General features: G+C 59.7%; 16 protein-coding genes. 4 read left to right on the top strand and 12 right to left on the bottom strand.

The genetic code is table 11. The features are described from left to right. Window positions 1–6 precede the first annotated feature (6 nt). The 3 genes from D8U69_RS08975 to D8U69_RS08965 form a co-directional block, all read right to left on the bottom strand. Window positions 7–960, bottom strand: coding sequence for an adenosine deaminase (locus D8U69_RS08975; protein WP_130905775.1), 954 nt, complete (start codon window positions 958–960; stop codon window positions 7–9). Window positions 961–1043: 83 nt separating this feature from the next. Continuing rightward, on the bottom strand, window positions 1044–2009 hold the full coding sequence (locus tag D8U69_RS08970) for a 2-oxoglutarate and iron-dependent oxygenase domain-containing protein (protein ID WP_130905776.1): 966 nt from the start codon (window positions 2007–2009) through the stop codon (window positions 1044–1046). 193 nt (window positions 2010–2202) lie between these two features. Continuing rightward, on the bottom strand, window positions 2203–3285 hold the full coding sequence (locus tag D8U69_RS08965) for a BMP family ABC transporter substrate-binding protein (protein ID WP_056852518.1): 1083 nt from the start codon (window positions 3283–3285) through the stop codon (window positions 2203–2205). A 283-nt stretch (window positions 3286–3568) separates the two neighbouring features. Here D8U69_RS08965 and D8U69_RS08960 point away from each other — a divergent pair, with 283 nt between their 5' ends. Then, entirely contained in the window at window positions 3569–4660 is a 1092-nt protein-coding gene (locus D8U69_RS08960) for a calcium:proton antiporter (protein WP_056852519.1), read from the top strand. Between the two features lie 118 nt (window positions 4661–4778). Here the strand turns inward: D8U69_RS08960 and D8U69_RS08950 are convergent, their stop codons facing one another. From D8U69_RS08950 to D8U69_RS08940, 3 genes are all read right to left on the bottom strand, one after another. Next, window positions 4779–6137 carry an 8-oxoguanine deaminase gene (locus tag D8U69_RS08950; RefSeq protein WP_130905779.1) on the bottom strand — a complete coding sequence of 453 codons (1359 nt, stop codon included), beginning with the start codon at window positions 6135–6137 and terminating at the stop codon, window positions 4779–4781. A gap of 189 nt (window positions 6138–6326) precedes the next feature. Continuing rightward, a complete protein-coding gene (locus D8U69_RS08945) occupies window positions 6327–7016 on the bottom strand; it encodes an SDR family oxidoreductase (RefSeq protein WP_056852521.1) in 690 nt (229 codons plus the stop codon). 19 nt (window positions 7017–7035) lie between these two features. After that, window positions 7036–7392, bottom strand: a complete 357-nt coding sequence (locus D8U69_RS08940) for a MerR family transcriptional regulator (protein ID WP_056852522.1) — start codon at window positions 7390–7392, stop codon at window positions 7036–7038. A gap of 82 nt (window positions 7393–7474) precedes the next feature. Between D8U69_RS08940 and D8U69_RS08935 the strand changes: the two genes are divergently transcribed. Beyond that, window positions 7475–7924 (top strand): hypothetical protein, encoded by a 450-nt coding sequence (locus D8U69_RS08935; RefSeq protein WP_130907146.1) that lies wholly within the window; start codon window positions 7475–7477, stop codon window positions 7922–7924. Between the two features lie 71 nt (window positions 7925–7995). Here D8U69_RS08935 and D8U69_RS08930 read toward each other — a convergent pair whose 3' ends face one another. The 6 genes from D8U69_RS08930 to D8U69_RS08905 form a co-directional block, all read right to left on the bottom strand. Continuing rightward, on the bottom strand, window positions 7996–8922 hold the full coding sequence (locus tag D8U69_RS08930) for an ABC transporter permease (RefSeq protein WP_056852524.1): 927 nt from the start codon (window positions 8920–8922) through the stop codon (window positions 7996–7998). Beyond that, on the bottom strand, window positions 8922–10028 hold the full coding sequence (locus tag D8U69_RS08925; RefSeq protein ID WP_056852525.1) for an ABC transporter permease: 1107 nt from the start codon (window positions 10026–10028) through the stop codon (window positions 8922–8924). Before D8U69_RS08925 ends, D8U69_RS08930 begins: the two co-directional genes overlap by 1 nt. Before the next feature lie 11 nt (window positions 10029–10039). After that, window positions 10040–11605: an ABC transporter ATP-binding protein gene (locus tag D8U69_RS08920; protein WP_130907145.1), complete on the bottom strand. Its 1566-nt coding sequence runs from the start codon at window positions 11603–11605 to the stop codon at window positions 10040–10042. 557 nt (window positions 11606–12162) lie between these two features. After that, window positions 12163–12744 (bottom strand): YigZ family protein, encoded by a 582-nt coding sequence (locus D8U69_RS08915; RefSeq protein WP_130907144.1) that lies wholly within the window; start codon window positions 12742–12744, stop codon window positions 12163–12165. Between the two features lie 7 nt (window positions 12745–12751). Beyond that, window positions 12752–13402, bottom strand: coding sequence for a TetR/AcrR family transcriptional regulator (locus D8U69_RS08910; protein WP_056852528.1), 651 nt, complete (start codon window positions 13400–13402; stop codon window positions 12752–12754). A 90-nt stretch (window positions 13403–13492) separates the two neighbouring features. Further along, window positions 13493–14413, bottom strand: coding sequence for a LysR family transcriptional regulator (locus D8U69_RS08905; protein WP_130905783.1), 921 nt, complete (start codon window positions 14411–14413; stop codon window positions 13493–13495). Between the two features lie 126 nt (window positions 14414–14539). On the opposite strand from D8U69_RS08905, the gene D8U69_RS08900 reads away from it, so the two are divergent. Further along, the gene (locus D8U69_RS08900) at window positions 14540–15889 is read left to right on the top strand and encodes an aspartate aminotransferase family protein (protein WP_075947886.1); all 1350 of its coding nucleotides are present in this window, start codon (window positions 14540–14542) and stop codon (window positions 15887–15889) included. 74 nt (window positions 15890–15963) lie between these two features. Then, window positions 15964–17457: a CoA-acylating methylmalonate-semialdehyde dehydrogenase gene (locus D8U69_RS08895; protein ID WP_056852531.1), complete on the top strand. Its 1494-nt coding sequence runs from the start codon at window positions 15964–15966 to the stop codon at window positions 17455–17457. Window positions 17458–17602 lie beyond the last annotated feature (145 nt).

The raw sequence follows: 17602 nt of genomic DNA, 5'->3' as shown, positions 1-17602 counted from the left end.
TATCCGTCAGGGTTTTACCAATCGCGCATCCAGGCTGTTCTGCGCCAGGCGCTTGGCCTGGTCTTGAGTCATGCCCAAATGCGTGTGCAGCGCATGGAAGTTCTCGGTGACATAACCGCCGAAGTACGCCGGGTCATCGGAGTTCACCGTCACTTTCACGCCGCGTTCGAGCATGTCGAGAATGTTGTGCTGCGACATGTGATCGAACACGCAGAGCTTGGTATTGGACAGCGGGCACACGGTCAGCGGAATCTGCTCGTCGATGATCCGCTGCATCAGACGCTCGTCTTCGATGGCGCGCACGCCATGGTCGATACGCTGGATTTTCAACAGGTCGAGAGCTTCCCAAATGTACTCGGGCGGGCCTTCTTCACCGGCGTGGGCGACGGTCAGGAAGCCTTCGTCACGGGCTCGGTCGAACACGCGCTGGAACTTGCTCGGCGGGTGGCCCATCTCGGAACTGTCCAGGCCCACGGCGACGAACGCATCGCGGAACGGCAGCGCCTGGTCGAGGGTTTTCTGCGCTTGTTCTTCGCTCAGATGGCGCAGGAAACTCAGGATCAAACCACTGGTGATACCCAGTTGCTGCTCGCCATCCTTGAGTGCGGCGGCGATGCCGTTGAGCACCACTTCAAACGGGATGCCGCGGTCGGTGTGGGTCTGCGGGTCGAAGAACGGTTCGGTGTGAATCACATTCTGTTCTTTGCAGCGCAGCAGGTAAGCCCAGGTCAGGTCGTAGAAATCCTGCGACGTGCGCAACACATCGGCACCCCGGTAATACAGGTCGAGGAATTCTTGCAGGTTGTTGAAGGCGTAGGCCTTGCGCAAGGTTTCGACATCGCTCCACGGCAGGGCGATCTTGTTGCGGTCAGCCAGGGCGAACAGCAATTCGGGCTCGAGCGAACCCTCCAGGTGCAAGTGCAGTTCTGCCTTGGGCAGTGCGTTCAGCCAGTCGTACATAATTCTTTTCTCATCAGGTGCAGATGGCGGACATTCTACAGGTGCTGGCGCGAACAATTGGCAAAACCTGACCAGCCGGTTCACTACACGGCTTCTTGCTCCCGTCGATAAGCATAGGTATCGGCGAAGCGCGAGAGCAGAAATTGCGCGCACGTGGTGGCCGGGTATTTCGCCGGATGCAATTCGTCCTGACACCCCGGCAGGCATTCGATGCGGGTGTCCGGGTGCGGTTCGGCGAAGAATGGCATCGAGTAGCGGTCCACGCCGAGGGGGCTGATCACCCGGTGCGGCGTCGACAGGTAACGGTCGTTGCTCCAGCGCGCCATCATGTCGCCGAGGTTGACCACGAACGTGCCTTCGATCGGTGGCGCATCGATCCACTCACCTTTGACATTGCGCACTTGCAAGCCGCCGGCAGCATCCTGGTAGAGCAGGGTGATACAACCGTAGTCGGTATGGGCCCCGGCACCTTGTTGTTCTGCGCAGCTGGCGGTATGGCGCGGCGGGTAGTGAATCAGGCGCAACACGCTGACCGGCTCGCTGAAGCGCGTATCGAAAAAATCCCGTTCAATGCCCAGTGCCAAAGTCATTGCCCGCAAGAGGGTCTGCGCCAAGGCCTGCATGTCGACGTAATGCTGCTCCATCAACGTTGCCCAACCGGGCAGTGACGGGTGACGGTTGGGGCCGCGCAAGGGTTTTTCCGCCAGCACGTCTGGATGGTCGGCGGGCAGATGCAGGCCCATGTCGAAAGTCTCTTTCAGATCGCTGGGTTTGCCCGGGTCGAGTTGTTCGGTGGCGATGGCGCCGTAACCACGATGGTGGCGGGTCTGGGTAATGTCGATCTTGAGCTTTTCGGCGGTGGGCTGGGCGAAGAAACGTTTGGCACTGTCGAGCAGCGCGTCGATGCGTTCGGCGCTGATCGGGTGACCCTTGATGTAGAAAAAGCCCCACTCGCGGCAGGCGTGGTCGATTTCAGTGGCGACGGATTGCCAGGCGGTTTGGTCGTCACTGTACAGCGGGGCGATGTCGATGATCGGAAGACTGTTCATGCACAATCCTTGAAAACGTTAAGATGTGATCATTCCCACGCTTCGCGTGGGAATGCCTCAACGGACGCTCTGCGTTCGGCCTTTTGGGACGCGGAGCGTCCCGGGCTGCATTTCCACGCAGAGCGTGGGAATGATCAGATGTTCCGTCATCGCCTGCAGGCTGGCTCCCACAGGGTTTGTGTGGGGGGCAAATTTACTTCGGCATCTCGGCCTTCATGCCTTCCACGTAATAATTCATCGACGCGAGCTGCGCATTGGTCGCGCTCACACCGGCAGGAATTTTCTCGGCCCCGGCCTGATCCTTGATCGGGCCGGTGAACGGATGCATTGCACCGCTCTTGATGTCGGCGATGATCTGCTCGGCTTCTGATTTCACTGCGGCCGGTACCAGGTCGCTGATGGGCAGCTCAACCGTTCCTTCCTTCAAACCGCCCCAATAGTCCTGGGACTTCCATGTGTGGTCGATCACGCTTTGGGTTGCCTGAATGTAGTGCGGTGCCCAGTCGTTGACGATGGAAGTCAGCACGGCTTTCGGCCCGAAGTGCGCCATGTCCGAAGCGTAGCCCACGGCATATACGCCGCGGCGTTCGGCCGCCTGGATCGGTGCCGGGCTGTCGGTGTGCTGGAAGACCACGTCCACGCCCTGGTCGATCAGCGCGTTGGCGGCGTCCGCTTCTTTACCCGGATCGAACCACGAGTTGACCCACACCACTTTGATCTCGGTGCCGGGGTTGTATTTGTTCAAGGCCAGCTGAATGGCGTTGATGTCGCGGATCACTTCCGGGATCGGGAACGAAGCGACGTAGCCGATTTTCTTGCTCTTGGTCATTTTCGCTGCGAGGAATCCACCGACGTAGCGCCCCTCATAGGTGCGTGCCAGGTAAGTGCCCAGATTCTTGTCCTGTTTGTAGCCGGTGGCGTGTTCGAAGATCTCGTTGGGAAACTGCTTGGCGACTTTCAACGTCGGATTCATGTAGCCGAAGGACGTGGTGAAGATCAGGTCGTATTTATCCTTGGCCATGTTGCGGATCACCCGCTCGGCGTCAGCGCCTTCAGCGACGTTTTCCACGTAGTTAGTGGTGATCCGGTCGCCGAACTTTTCCGCCAGTGCCTTGCGCCCCTGTTCATGCTGATACGTCCAGCCGTGGTCACCGATCGGACCGATATAGACGAAGCCGACTTTCAGCGGATCGGCAGCACTGACGGTCAGGCTGGCGCCAAGACCGATGGCCGCGACAACGGCGCCAAGCAGCTTCTGCAACGGACGTTTGTGCATGAATCCAACTCCATTTTGTTTTGAGGTTGGCAGGGGCAATGCAAATTGCTGACCAACAAGACAACAAACGGTGAAACCGCGTAACGGCCATCGCTTGCAGGCAAGCTCCCACAGGAGAACGCATTCCAATGTGGGAGCCAGCCTGCTGGCGATGGGGCCCGCAAGACCGATAAAAGTGCGCAGCCTGGCACGGCTGCCATTCACTGGTGCGCTAAGGTTTAACGAAACGTTAGCGCCGCACCGCAGTCAGTGGCTTATCGCACCCCACGGCAAAAGGCCCGCCATGCTCACGATTTTCAAGCAAGAAAGCTTTCTGCTACTGGCCTTGATCGCCGCCATCGTTGCGTTCCCGCTGGAACACTGGCTGCTGCACAGCGGCCAGATGGTCGCGCTGATCGGCGGGCTGGTACTGATTGCCTTCATCGTCGCCGCGTCCATGCGCGTTGCCCATCAGGCCGAATTGCTCGCGGAAAAAGTCGGCGATCCCTACGGCACCATGATCCTGACCTTGGCCGCCGTGCTGGTGGAAGTGGTGATCCTGGCGATCATGATGAGTAACGAAGCCTCGGCGACCCTGGTGCGCGACACGATTTACTCGGCGGTGATGCTCGACATCAACGGCATCCTCGGCCTGGCGGCATTGATGGGTGGGCTCAAGCACGGCGAACAGTCGTACAACGATGATTCTGCGCGCAGCTACAGCGTGATGATCCTCACCGCCATGGGTGTTTCCATGGTGGTGCCGGAGTTCATTCCCGAAGCCAACTGGAAGCTTTATTCGGCGTTCACCATTGGTGCGATGGTGGTGCTTTACACATTGTTCCTGCGCATGCAGGTCGGGCCGCACAGTTATTTTTTCAGTTACAGCTACCCGGACAAGCGCCGCAAGAAAACGCCCATGGACGAGGAACCGACGCCGGTCAACCTGACGCTGTCGATCGGCCTGCTGGTGTTGGGTGTTGTAGTGATTGGCGCGTTGGCCGAGGTGATGTCCAAGACCCTCGACCTGGGCCTGGAAGGAACGGGCGCGCCGCCGGTGGTCACGGCAATTCTGGTGGCGGCGATCTCGGCGGCGCCGGAGATTCTGACCGCATTACGCGCGGCATTGGCCAACCGTATGCAGTCGGTGGTGAACATTGCCATGGGGGCGTCGTTGTCGACGGTGATCCTGACGGTGCCGGTGATGGAGGCCATGGCGCTCTACACCGGCCAACCCTTCCAGATGGCCATGACCCCGGTGCAGACCGTGATGATCTTCCTCACGCTGATCGTCAGCGCGATCAACCTCAACGATGGTGAAACCAATGCCATCGAAGGCATGACTCACTTTGTGCTGTTCGCGACATTCATCATGTTGTCGTTGCTGGGCCTTTGAACCGCCAGAGAAACCTGTGGGAGCGGGCTCGCCCGCGATGAGGCCGTCACATTCAACATCTCTGTTGGCTGACAGTCTGCTATCGCTGGCAAGCCAGCTCCCACAAGGATCGTGGCGATCAGGTGCCGGCAATCAACTGCCGAGCCGCCTGGCTGTGATCGGCGATCAGACCTTTGAGATCCAGCCCCTCGACCTGTCCATCGATCACTCGCCACTTGCCGCCGACCATCACCCGATCCGCACGGTCCGCGCCGCACAGCAGCAACGCTGACACCGGGTCATGGCTGCCGGAGAACCGCAGCTCATCAAGCTTGAACAGCGCCAGGTCCGCTTGCTTGCCCACCGCGAGTTCGCCGATATCGGTACGCCCCAGCAGACTGGCCGAACCTTTGGTTGCCCAACCCAGCACACGTTCCGGCGTGATCTTTTCAGCGCCGTAGCGCAAGCGTTGGATGTACAGCGCCTGACGCGCTTCGAGCATCATGTTCGAGGCGTCGTTGGACGCCGAACCGTCCACGCCCAAACCGAGCAGCGCGCCGGCGTCAGTCAGTTCGATGCTCGGGCAAATGCCGGAAGCCAGGCGCATGTTCGAGCTCGGACAATGGCAAATACCGGTGCGGGCGGCGCCGAGGCGGGCGATTTCGTCCGGGTTGAAATGAATGCCGTGTGCCAGCCACGTGCGCGGGCCGAGCCAGCCGACGCTGTCCAGATAATCAACGGTGCGCAGGCCGAAACGTTGCAGGCAGAAGTCTTCTTCGTCGAGGGTTTCGGCCAGGTGCGTGTGCAGGCGAACGTCGAGTTTGTTCGCCAGTTCGGCGCTGGCGGACATGATTTCCGGGGTCACTGAAAACGGTGAGCACGGCGCCAGGGCGATCTGGATTTGCGCGCCGTCGCCACGTTCGTGGTACTCGGCGATCAGGCGTTGGCTGTCATCGAGGATCACCTGGCCTTCCTGAACAGTCTGCTGCGGCGGCAGCCCGCCGTCCTTTTCGCCGAGGCTCATGGAACCGCGCGTCAGCATCGCCCGCATGCCCAGTTCGCGAACGCTTTCGACCTGTACGTCGATCGCGTTTTCCAGGCCTTCGGGGAACAGATAATGGTGATCGGCCGCGGTGGTGCAGCCGGACAACAGCAACTCAGCCAGCGCGACTTTGGTGGCGAGGGCGAGCTTTTCCGGGGTCAGCCGAGCCCATACCGGGTACAGGGTTTTCAGCCACGGGAACAACGGCTGGTTGACCACCGGCGCCCAGGCGCGGGTCAGGGTTTGATAGAAGTGGTGATGGGTGTTGATCAGGCCCGGCAGAATCACATGTTCGCGGGCATCGAACTCTGCATTGCATGGCGCCGATGGTTGTTGACCGAGGCCGAGCACTTCGACGATCACACCGTCTTGCAGCACAAGGCCGCCACGGGCATCGAGATCGTTGGAGGTGAAAATGGCGAGGGGATTTTTTAACCAGGTACGGGTCGCAGGCATGTTGGCCGGCTCCTCTGAAAGTTGGGTTCAGGGTTGCCAGCTCAGTGTTGCCCTGTCTGCTGATCCAGGGTCGCCGGGGAGGCGAGGTGCGAAGTTTCGATCAAATCGCCGCCATGGGCAAGCCCGGTCCGACCGAACAACCCATGCCCCTGTGTGAGCGAGCAAGCTCGCTCACACAGGGGCGGCGGATTACCAGGGAATGGTTTCACCCCGATAATTGACGAAGTGATGCCCGCCCTTGCCGACGTACGCGTTCACCTGATCGACCAGACCACGGGTGCTGGTCTCGACATCGATGTCCGCACCTTCACCGCCCATGTCGGTTTTCACCCAGCCCGGATGCATCGACAGCACCGTGAGTCTGGTTTCGCCCAATTGCGTGACGAAGCTGTTGGTCATGGAGTTCAGCGCGGCCTTGCTCGCCTTGTACAGTGCCAGCTCCGGCGCGTCGGGCATGGTCACGCTGCCCAGCACCGAGCTCATGAACGCCAGGACGCCGGTGTCCGGGCGGATCTGCCCGACAAAACGCTGGGCCAGGTTGATCGGTGCCACGGCGTTGGTGAAAAACAACTGACCGACGTCGGCCAGCGTTGCACCACCATTCGGCGTCTGGACGTCCGGGCCCTTGACCCCGGCATTGACGAACAGCAGGTCGAACACCTCGCCCTTGAGCTGTTGGCTCAAGGCGAGCACCGCTTGCTGATCGTCCATGTCGAGTTTCTCGATCCGTACTTCGCCCAGCGCCTTCAGCGCATCGGCATTCTGCGGGTTGCGCACGGTAGCGGTGACTCGCCAGCCATCGGCCAGAAGGGTCTTCACCAGGCCAAGACCCAAGCCGCGGGAGGCGCCGATGATGAGTGCGGTTTTTGCCGTAGACATGAGTGGCTTCCTTGTAGATTCAGAATCGTGGATTCAATGGACACTGTTGCCCAAGCCGTTGTTGCAACTCTTCGCGCAGGGCGCCGAGTTCGGCCATGCGGGTTTCGATCAGTTTGAGTTTGTCTTGCAGCAATTGCGTGACGGCGCTGTCGGGATCAGGCGACTGCGAGATGGCCGCGACGCTGTCACCGATCTCGCCGAGGGTAAAGCCCAGCCGTTGAGCGGTCTTGATGTACTGCACCAGTTGCACCATGTCGGGCGGATAGTCGCGATAGCCATTGGCACTGCGTTGCGCCGCGATCAATCCGCGCTGCTCATAGAAGCGCAATGTGTCACGGCTGACGGCGCTGGCCTGGGCTAATTCACCGATGCGCATTTTCTCGACTCATGGAGGGCTTGACCCTGGAGCATACTCCAGGCTTTAGCCTTGTTGCTCCTGAATTGATGGAGCAATGTCGATGTGGACTTCAACGCAATACCGTCGCTTGGTGCAAGGCAGTGCCTGGTATGACCTGATCGTCACGGCGGCGTTTGTCACGCCCTGGAGTTTCGCCCTGTTGCATGGGCTTCTGACGGGGGTGAGCCAGGCCCTGAATTTGCCCGGTGAGCTGCCACCGTTCGAACCGGTACACCTGTTGATGGCGAATTTGTTGGGCTCGATTGTCTGCGTGTGGTCGGTGTTGCGGATTCGTGATCCGCAGCAGGTTTATGGACGCTATGACGCGGTGGCGCGGTTTTTGTTCGCCGCGTGGCTGGCATATGCCCTGGCCCACGGCGTCAGTTTGTTGGTAGTGGGTTTCCTGGTCCTCGAACTGGCGTGGGGCATTGCTCAAGTGTTGCCTGTCAGGGCCTCATCGCGGGCAAGTCGAATCGTCGCACCGCCGCTCCCACCAGGCGCTCGGGTTTAAGCGAGGTCTGTGTCACATCATAAAAAGCTGTGGGAGCTGGCTTGCCAGCGATGAGGCCGGTGCAGTCGTCATCAATGTCCGGCCTGCCACGGCTGCCCCAGCGATACCGGCGCATACAACCGCGTGCGCAATGCATCGCGCGACAGCAACACCAGCACCACAATAGTCGCGACATACGGCAGCATCGCCAACAGACTCGACGCAATCGCCAGCCCCAAGCCCTGTGCCACCAGGTGCAGGATGCTGGCGAGGCCGAACAGATACGCACCGAGCAGCAGGCGCCACACCCGCCAACTGGCAAACACCACCAGCGCCAGCGCAATCCAGCCGCGTCCGGCGCTCATGTTCTCCGCCCACATTGGGGTATAGGCGAGGGACAAATAAGCCCCGGCCAACCCGGCCATGGCACCACCGAACAACACCGCCAGCGTGCGTACGCGCAACACCGGCAACCCCATGGCGCTCGCTGCATCGGGGTTTTCCCCGACGGCCTGAATGATCAGCCCGGTGCGGCTTTTCAGTACCACCCAGGCTACCAGCGCAAATAACGCGAATGACAGATACACCAGCAGATCCTGGGCAAACAGCATCCGCCCGATCAGCGGAATGTCGCTCAAGTACGGGATCGCCAGCGGCTCGAATCCTGTCAACGGTTTGCCCACCCACGCCGCGCCGACAAAGGTTGAAAGCCCCACGCCGAAAATCGTCAGGGCCAATCCGGTCGCGACTTGATTGGCGTTGAACATCAGTGCCACCAGTGCAAACAGGGACGCCAACAACATCCCGGCCAGCATCGCCAGCAACACACCCAGCCACAGGTTGCCGCTGTTGAAGGCGACGATGAACCCGATCACCGCACCGAACAGCATCATGCCTTCCTGGCCCAGGTTGAGTACGCCGCTTTTTTCGCAAACCAGTTCGCCCAGCGCCACCAGCAACAACGGCGTACCGCAGCGCACCATGGCGTAGAAAATATTGCTCAGCAGATCGATATCCATCAAAGCGCTCCTGCGTGTACGGCGGTGGCGGGTGCGCGGCGTGCCCAGCGCAGGTTCAATCGCGGTCGATAAAGAATCAGCACATCACAGGCCAGCAGGAAAAACAGCATCATTCCCTGGAACAGCTGAGTGATGGCCTGTGGCAAATTCATGCTCATTTGCGCGCCCTCGCCACCGATGTACAGCAGCGCCATCAACAGGCTGGAAAGCAGAATTCCGACGGGGTTGAGCCGCCCAAGAAACGCCACGGTGATCGCCGCGTAGCCGTACCCCGGAGACACCTGCGGTACCAACTGGCCAATGGGACCAGTGACTTCGCAAACCCCCGCCAGCCCCGCCAGGCCACCGCTGATCAGCAGCGCCAGCCAGATCAGGCGTTTCTCGCGAAAGCCGACGAACCCGGCCGCGCGCTTGTCCAGCCCGAGCACTTTTATCTGGAAACCGACAAAACTTTTCTGCAACAACACCCACACCGTTACCAAGGCGAGCAGGGCGAAATACACCCCGGCGTGCAACCGGCCATCCTCCGTCAGCAGCGGCAACCGGCTGGCGTCACCGAACATCGCCGATTGCGGAAAGTTGAAGCCTTCGGGGTCTTTCAGCGGACCGTGGACGCAATACAACAACAGGTTCAGGGCAATGTAGTTGAGCATGATGCTGGTGAGGATTTCATTGGCGTTGAAGCGGGTTCGCAACCACGCGGTCAGGCCGGCCCATGCCGCGCCGGCCAGAACTCCGGCCAGCAGGATCAGAACCAGTGCCCAGCGGCTTTGCATATCAATGATGTTTACCGCCAGCGCACTGCCAGCCAATGCGCCAAGCAACAGTTGACCTTCGGCACCGATGTTCCAGATTCGCGCCCGGTACGCGACCGCCAGGCCCAGTGCGCACAGCAGAATGGGCAAGGCCTTGACCAGCAACTCACAGACGCCATACAAGTCACTGACCGGCGCGATCAGCAGGGTATGCAAGGTCAGCCAGGGGGCATGTCCCAATGCCAGGAACAGCAATGAGCCACAGCCCAGCGTGAGGACCGCCGCCAGCAATGGCGAACACCACAACATCACCTGTGATTGCTGGCCCCGGGGTTCAAGAGAAAGCAGCATGTGACTCTCCGTTAAAGTGTGGCGGCCACCGAGGATTGAGGGGTATCAAACTGGCCGGCCATCCAGCCACCGACATCGGTCAGGCGGGTATCGACGGTGGCTTTGAGTGGCGACATTCGTCCGCTGCACAAGGCGCCAAGGCGGTCGCTGATCTGGAACAGTTCGTCGAGATCTTCAGATATCACCAGGATCGCCGCACCTGCATCGCGCAAGGCAATCAGCGCGCGATGGATCGTCGCGGCGGCCCCGACGTCAACGCCCCAGGTCGGGTGCGCGGCGACCAATAGCCTGGGCTGCTGGAGGATTTCCCGGCCGAGAATGAATTTCTGCAAGTTGCCACCGGACAGGCTGCGGGCCGGTGTTTGCGCGTCAGGAGTCTTGACTGCGAAACGCTCGATGATGGTGTTGGCCAATGCCTGGACTTTGCCGCGCTGGATCAGTCCGTTATTCACCAGACCTTGCTGGAAAGCGGTGAGCAGGGCGTTTTCCTCCAGGTTCATTTCCGGTACGGCGCCATGCCCCAGGCGCTCGGCAGGCACAAATGCCAGCCCGCGCTGGCGGCGTGCGTCGGGGCGCAAATGCGCGACCGGTTCGTGGCCGAAACTGATCCTGGCGCCATCGGCGCGAGCCAATCGTTGTTCACCGCTGAGCAACGCCAGCAGTTCATCCTGACCATTGCCGGCAACCCCGGCGATGCCGACGATTTCACCGCTGCGCACTTCAAGGTTGATGCCGTTGAGCGAACAGCCGAACGGATCCGGGTTGTGCCAGGACAAGCCCTGCACATTCAGCCAGACATCCTGTCCCGTCGCTTTTGCATAGTCAGTGATCAACGCCGCCGCTTCGCCGACCATCAATTGCGCCAGTTGCTGATCCGAACACTCGGCCGGCACACAGTGCCCGGCTACCCGACCAGCCCGCAGCACAGTCGCGCTATGGCACAACGCGCGGACTTCAGCGAGTTTGTGGCTGATGAACAAAATGCTGCAGCCCTCTGCAGCGAGCCTGCGCAAGGTGACGAACAGCTCATCGGCCTCTTGCGGGGTCAGCACCGACGTCGGCTCATCAAGAATCAGCAGGCGGATGTCCTGCATCAGGCAACGGACGATCTCCACCCGTTGCCGTTCGCCGATCGACAGGCTGTGGACAAGTCGCTCCGGCTCCAGGGCCATGCCATAGCGCTGCGACACTTCACGAATCTTCGGTTCCAGCTCTCTTGGCGTTCCAGCCGCCGCACCCATGGCCAAGGCGATGTTTTGCGCCACGCTAAGCGTTTCGAACAGCGAGAAATGCTGGAACACCATGCCGATTCCCAGGCCACGAGCCTGGGCGGGATTGCGCATGCTCACCCGCTGCCCTTGCCATATCACCTCGCCTGAATCGGCATGGGTGACGCCGTAGATGATCTTCATCAGGGTACTTTTACCCGCGCCGTTCTCCCCCAGCAGGGCGTGTATTTCACCGGGTGCAATGCTCAGATCGATAGCGTCGTTGGCCAGGCAGCCGGGGTAGCGCTTGCTGATTCTGCGCAATTGCAGGCGAGGGGTTGCATCGACAATGGGCGCGGCGTGGGTCATGACAGGCTCGGTTCGATTGAAGTTATGCCTGTGGATAAAGCAATTTTCTGGCCAGTAGGTCAGGAAATCATCCGAGCCGTTTGAACCGGAGCGTTGAGTCCGGCACTTCGCTGGGCGGGATGTAAACCGCGGCACCATCTGAGGGCAAAGCCGTTGATCTGGCTCCGGTTTTGCGCGTGCGTTTTTGGTCAAAAAATGAGCAGTGCGCTGCAAGCCATGCCGGATATGGGGCCGCGTCAGCCATGAACGGGTTATCCACAGATTGCTCCACAGTATTTGTGCGCAAGCTTAAAACTTGGGCATAAGCGCTGTGTGGCTTTCTTCTAAAGGTGATAAACCGATCTAACTAATTGTTTTTACTTTGGTTTTAACGTTTTGACAGTGAATTGGATGAAAAATGAGCAAAGCCCGCAAAGCCGCATGACAGAAGGGTTACAGCAGTATGTGCTCAGGTTATCCACAGTCGGGTGCACAGTAGATGTGGGCAAATATGGAATAGGGGATAAAACCCTGTGCCCCAAAAGATCGCAGGGGAAAACTGCGATCCTTTGACCCAGTCAGCGCTGCAAGAGAATGCGCCCACGGCTCAAATCGGCGAGTTGAGTTTGCAAGGTGGCGATCTGCTCGGCCCCTACAGCCAATTGCAGTTCTACGCCATTGGCCGTGAAGTCCTCTTGCACCACCAGCCCGCCGTTTTCCACGACGCGCAACTTCACCAGCACGAGTTCGCCAAATGCACAGGCGCACCGCAGCGGCACGCGGCTGATCAGTTCTACCTTCGGCGCCGCTTGCAGACATTTGTTGGCGCCACCGCCATAAGCCCGGGCCAATCCGCCGGTGCCCAGTTGAATGCCGCCGTACCAACGAATCACCAGCACCGCGACTTGATCGCAATCCTGCGCTTCAATCGCCGCCAGGATGGGTCGTCCCGCAGTGCCGCCGGGTTCTCCATCATCGGTGCTGCGGTATTGATCGCCGATCTTCCACGCCCAGCAATTGTGCGTGGCATTCAGGTCGCTGTGCTGTTCGATGAACGCCTGGGCCTCGGCAGGGCTGCTGATCGGCGCGGCGTAGGTGATGAAGCGGCTTTTGCGAATCTCTTCGCGGTATTCGCAAAAGTCGCTGAGGGTAAAAGGCATAGTCGTCTTAGAGAGTTGGCGTCAGGCCGCAGCCTTTGAGAATGATGCGAATCAGGTTGTTGCCGGCGTCTTCCATGTCCTGCCTGGTCAATTTGGTACGACCGCTGACTCGGCAGATCTGCGTGGCGAAGTCAGCGTAATGCTGAGTGCTGCCCCACAACAGGAATATCAGATGCACCGGGTCGACCGGATCCATTTTGCCAGCGTCGATCCACGCTTGAAACACGGCGGCACGGCCCTGGAACCAGGTGCGATAGTCCTGGTTGAAATACTCGGTCAGGCATTCGCCGCCGCTGATGACTTCCATGGCGAAGATTCGCGAGGCTTGCGGCTGGCGCCGGGAAAACTCCATCTTGGCGCGGATGTAACGCGTCAGCGCTTCGGCCGGATCATCGTCGGCGGTCAGGGTATTGAAGGTGCTGTCCCACAACTCGATGATGTTGCTCAGCACCGCCACATACAAACCCAGCTTATTGGTGAAGTAGTAATGCAGATTGGCTTTGGGCAAGCCTGCATTCAAGGCGATGGTGTTCATGCTGGTGCCTTTGAACCCGTGACGGGCGAACTCGTCTTCGGCGGCTTTGATGATGGTCTCTTCGTTTTTCTGACGAATGCGGCTGGCGGGTTTTCCGCCGTGGGCTGGGACTTCAAAGGTCATGGGCACTTCCGATCAGGTGGGTGGGTGCGGGCATTGCGTTGATAGCGCACCCACAGGCTCCAGACAAGTCCTTATGCGGCGCAACGATCATTAACGCGTCGCCGCCAGACTCTCCAGAAAACTCTCCAGCACCAAATGTGGGCGACGCCCCTTGCGCGTGACCGAGGCGAGACTCAAATCGTAGAAGCGCGTTTTTGATTTCAGCGCGCGCAATCGACCCTGTTGCACCCAGAGACTCGCGTAATGGTCGGGCAGGTAGCCGATATAACGGCCGGTCAGAATCAGGAACGCCATACCTTCGCGGTCCGACGCGCTGGCGGTGCAATTGAGTGCCTGGTAATGGGCCTGGATCTCCGCCGGCAGGCGGAAAGTCGGGGCAATGGCGTCCTGACTGTTGAGGCGGACATCGTCCAGTTGTTTGTCGTCGACATAAAACAGCGGGTGGCCGACCGCGCAATACAGCAGCGAGCGCTCGCTATACAGCGGTTGATATTCCAGCCCCGACAGGGCACTGGCCTGCGGCACCACGCCGACATGCAGGCGACCGTCGAGCACACCTTGCTCCACTTCATTGGGCGCGATCATGCGAATCTGGATTTGAACGTCCGGGCCACGTTCCTTTAATTGCGCGAGGGCGTGGGTGATGCGCATGTGGGGCAGGGTGACCAGGTTGTCAGTCAGACCAATGGTCAACTCGCCGCGCAAATGCTGATGCAGACCATTGACCTCGGTGCGGAAACTTTCCAGTGCGCTCAGCAACTGCAGCGCTGATTGATAAACCTCCCGGCCTTCTTCGGTCAGGGAAAAACCGGCACGCCCGCGTTGGCAAAGACGCAAACCCAAGCGCTGCTCCAGGTCGCTCATCTGCTGGCTGATGGCCGAGCGACCGATGCCGAGCACTGTTTCCGCCGCAGAGAAGCCGCCGCATTCGACGACGCTGCGAAAGATCCGCAACAAGCGAATATCAAAGTCGCTGACTTGCGCCAGTGGATCGGGACGGCGGCTGGACATAGTTTAGTGATGACCTGACTAAAGGTTAGAAAAGTTGGATTTCACCGACTTTATCCCCGTGGCAATTTAGCTGCAAGAACGGTTTTTATATCCCTATGTCGCTTATCGCCTTGCGAGGTTTCGCTCATGAACTTGCCTGAAAACGCTCCGACATCCCTGGCCAGCCAGCTCAAACTGGATGCTCACTGGATGCCGTACACGGCCAACCGCAACTTCCAGCGCGACCCGCGCCTGATTGTCGGTGCAGAAGGCAGCTGGCTGATCGACGACAAGGGCCGCAAGGTTTATGACTCGCTTTCCGGTCTGTGGACGTGCGGCGCCGGGCACACCCGCAAGGAAATCCAGGAAGCGGTGGCCAAGCAACTGGGCACCCTCGATTACTCGCCAGGCTTCCAGTACGGCCATCCGCTCTCCTTCCAATTGGCAGAGAAAATCACCGACCTGACACCGGGCAACCTGAACCACGTGTTCTTCACAGACTCGGGTTCGGAGTGTGCTGACACGGCTGTGAAGATGGTCCGCGCTTACTGGCGCCTGAAAGGCCAATCGACCAAAACCAAGATGATCGGTCGTGCCCGCGGCTACCACGGTGTGAACATTGCCGGCACCAGTCTTGGCGGTGTGAACGGTAACCGTAAGTTGTTCGGTCAGGCGATGATGGACGTCGATCACCTGCCGCACACACTGTTGGCCAGCAACGCTTACTCCCGTGGCATGCCGGAGCAGGGCGGTATCGCACTGGCTGACGAACTGTTGAAGCTGATCGAACTGCACGACGCTTCGAACATCGCCGCCGTATTCGTCGAACCAATGGCGGGCTCCGCCGGTGTCCTGGTTCCGCCTCAGGGTTATCTCAAGCGTCTGCGCGAAATCTGCGATCAGCACAACATCCTGCTGGTCTTCGACGAAGTGATCACCGGTTTCGGACGTACCGGCACCATGTTCGGCGCCACCACTTTCGGCGTCACCCCGGACTTGATGTGCATCGCCAAGCAAGTCACCAACGGTGCTATCCCGATGGGCGCGGTGATCGCCAGCTCCGAGATCTACCAGACCTTCATGAACCAGGCGACGCCTGAGTACGCGGTGGAATTCCCGCACGGCTACACCTATTCCGCGCACCCGGTGGCATGCGCCGCGGGCTTGGCAGCGCTCGACCTGCTGCAAAAGGAAAACCTGGTACAGAGCGTGGCTGAAGTCGCACCGCATTTCGAAAATGCACTGCATGGTCTGAAAGGTACCAAGAACATCATCGACATCCGTAACTTCGGCCTCGCCGGAGCGATCCAGATCGCCCCGCGTGATGGCGACGCCATCGTTCGTCCGTTCGAAGCCGGCATGGCACTGTGGAAAGCCGGGTTCTACGTGCGCTTCGGTGGCGACACCCTGCAGTTCGGCCCAACCTTCAACAGCAAACCACAAGACCTTGATCGCCTGTTCGATGCGGTCGGCGAAGTGCTGAGCAAGATCGACTGATTTCTCCTTCTATATAGCTATAAACAACGGGCGTTCGGAAACGGGCGCCTGTGGACAACTTTTCAGGAGCTTCCATGAGCGTTATTCCGCATTTGATCAATGGCGAACTGGTGACCGAGAACGGTCGCGCGGTCGATGTGTTCAACCCGTCTACCGGACAGGCTATTCACAAGCTGCCGCTGGCGACCCGCGAAACCATCCAGAGCGCCATCGACGCCGCCAAGGCTGCATTTCCGGCCTGGCGCAACACGCCTGCGGCCAAGCGGGCCCAGGTAATGTTCCGCTTCAAGCAACTGTTGGAACAGAACGAAGGCCGGATTTCGCAGTTGATCAGCGAAGAGCACGGCAAGACCCTGGAAGACGCTGCCGGTGAACTGAAGCGCGGCATCGAGAACGTCGAGTTCGCTTGCGCAGCGCCGGAAATTCTCAAAGGCGAATACAGCCGCAACGTTGGCCCGAACATCGATGCATGGTCGGACTTCCAGCCGCTGGGCGTGGTTGCGGGTATCACCCCGTTCAACTTCCCGGCCATGGTGCCGCTGTGGATGTACCCACTGGCGATCGTCTGCGGCAACTGCTTCATCCTCAAGCCTTCCGAGCGTGACCCGAGCTCGACACTGCTGATCGCACAATTGCTGCTGGAAGCCGGACTGCCGAAGGGCGTGCTGAGCGTGGTACACGGCGACAAGACAGCGGTGGACGCGCTGATCGAAGCGCCAGAAGTCAAAGCGTTGAGCTTCGTCGGTTCGACGCCGATTGCCGAATACATCTATGCCGAAGGCACCAAGCGCGGCAAACGCGTGCAAGCCCTGGGCGGCGCGAAGAACCATGCAGTGCTGATGCCGGATGCGGATCTGGACAACGCAGTAAGTGCATTGATGGGCGCAGCTTACGGTTCTTGCGGTGAGCGCTGCATGGCGATCTCGGTGGCCGTGTGCGTGGGTGATCAGGTTGCCGATGCTTTGGTGGCCAAACTCACTCCGCAGATCAAGGCATTGAAAATCGGTGCGGGCACTTCCTGCGGCCTGGACATGGGGCCTTTGGTTACCGGTCAGGCGCGCGACAAGGTCAGCGGTTATGTCGAAGATGGCGTAGCGGCTGGCGCTACGCTGGTCGTGGACGGTCGTGGTCTGACCGTGGCCGGTCATGAAGAAGGGTTCTTCCTGGGTGGCTGCCTGTTCGACAACGTCACACCAGAGATGCGCATCTATAAAGAAGAGATCTTCGGGCCGGTGCTGTGCATCGTTCGGGTCAACAGCCTGGAAGAAGCGATGCAGTTGATCAACGATCATGAATACGGCAATGGCACTTGCATCTTCACCCGTGACGGCGAAGCGGCGCGGTTGTTCTGCGACGAGATCGAAGTGGGCATGGTCGGTGTGAACGTTCCATTGCCGGTGCCAGTGGCTTACCACAGCTTCGGCGGCTGGAAGCGTTCGCTGTTCGGCGACCTGCATGCCTACGGCCCGGATGGCGTACGTTTCTACACTCGCCGCAAGGCAATCACTCAGCGTTGGCCTCAGCGTGCGAGCCATGAAGCATCGCAGTTCGCGTTCCCTAGTTTGTAAGTAGAAGGGCAAACAAAGAGGCCGACCCATTGGGTCGGCCTCTTTGTTTTCGGGCTTTTTTGACCTATATGACAGATTTGTGAAAATAGCGGTTGACGGCAGATCTCAGGTGTCTATAATTCGCCCCACTTCCGGCGCAGTCGAA

Source organism: Pseudomonas sp. Sample_16 (genome assembly GCF_004307665.1).
GTDB lineage: Bacteria > Pseudomonadota > Gammaproteobacteria > Pseudomonadales > Pseudomonadaceae > Aquipseudomonas.
Note: the sequence above shows the minus strand (reverse complement) of the source record. Positions and strands in the feature narration are given on the sequence as shown.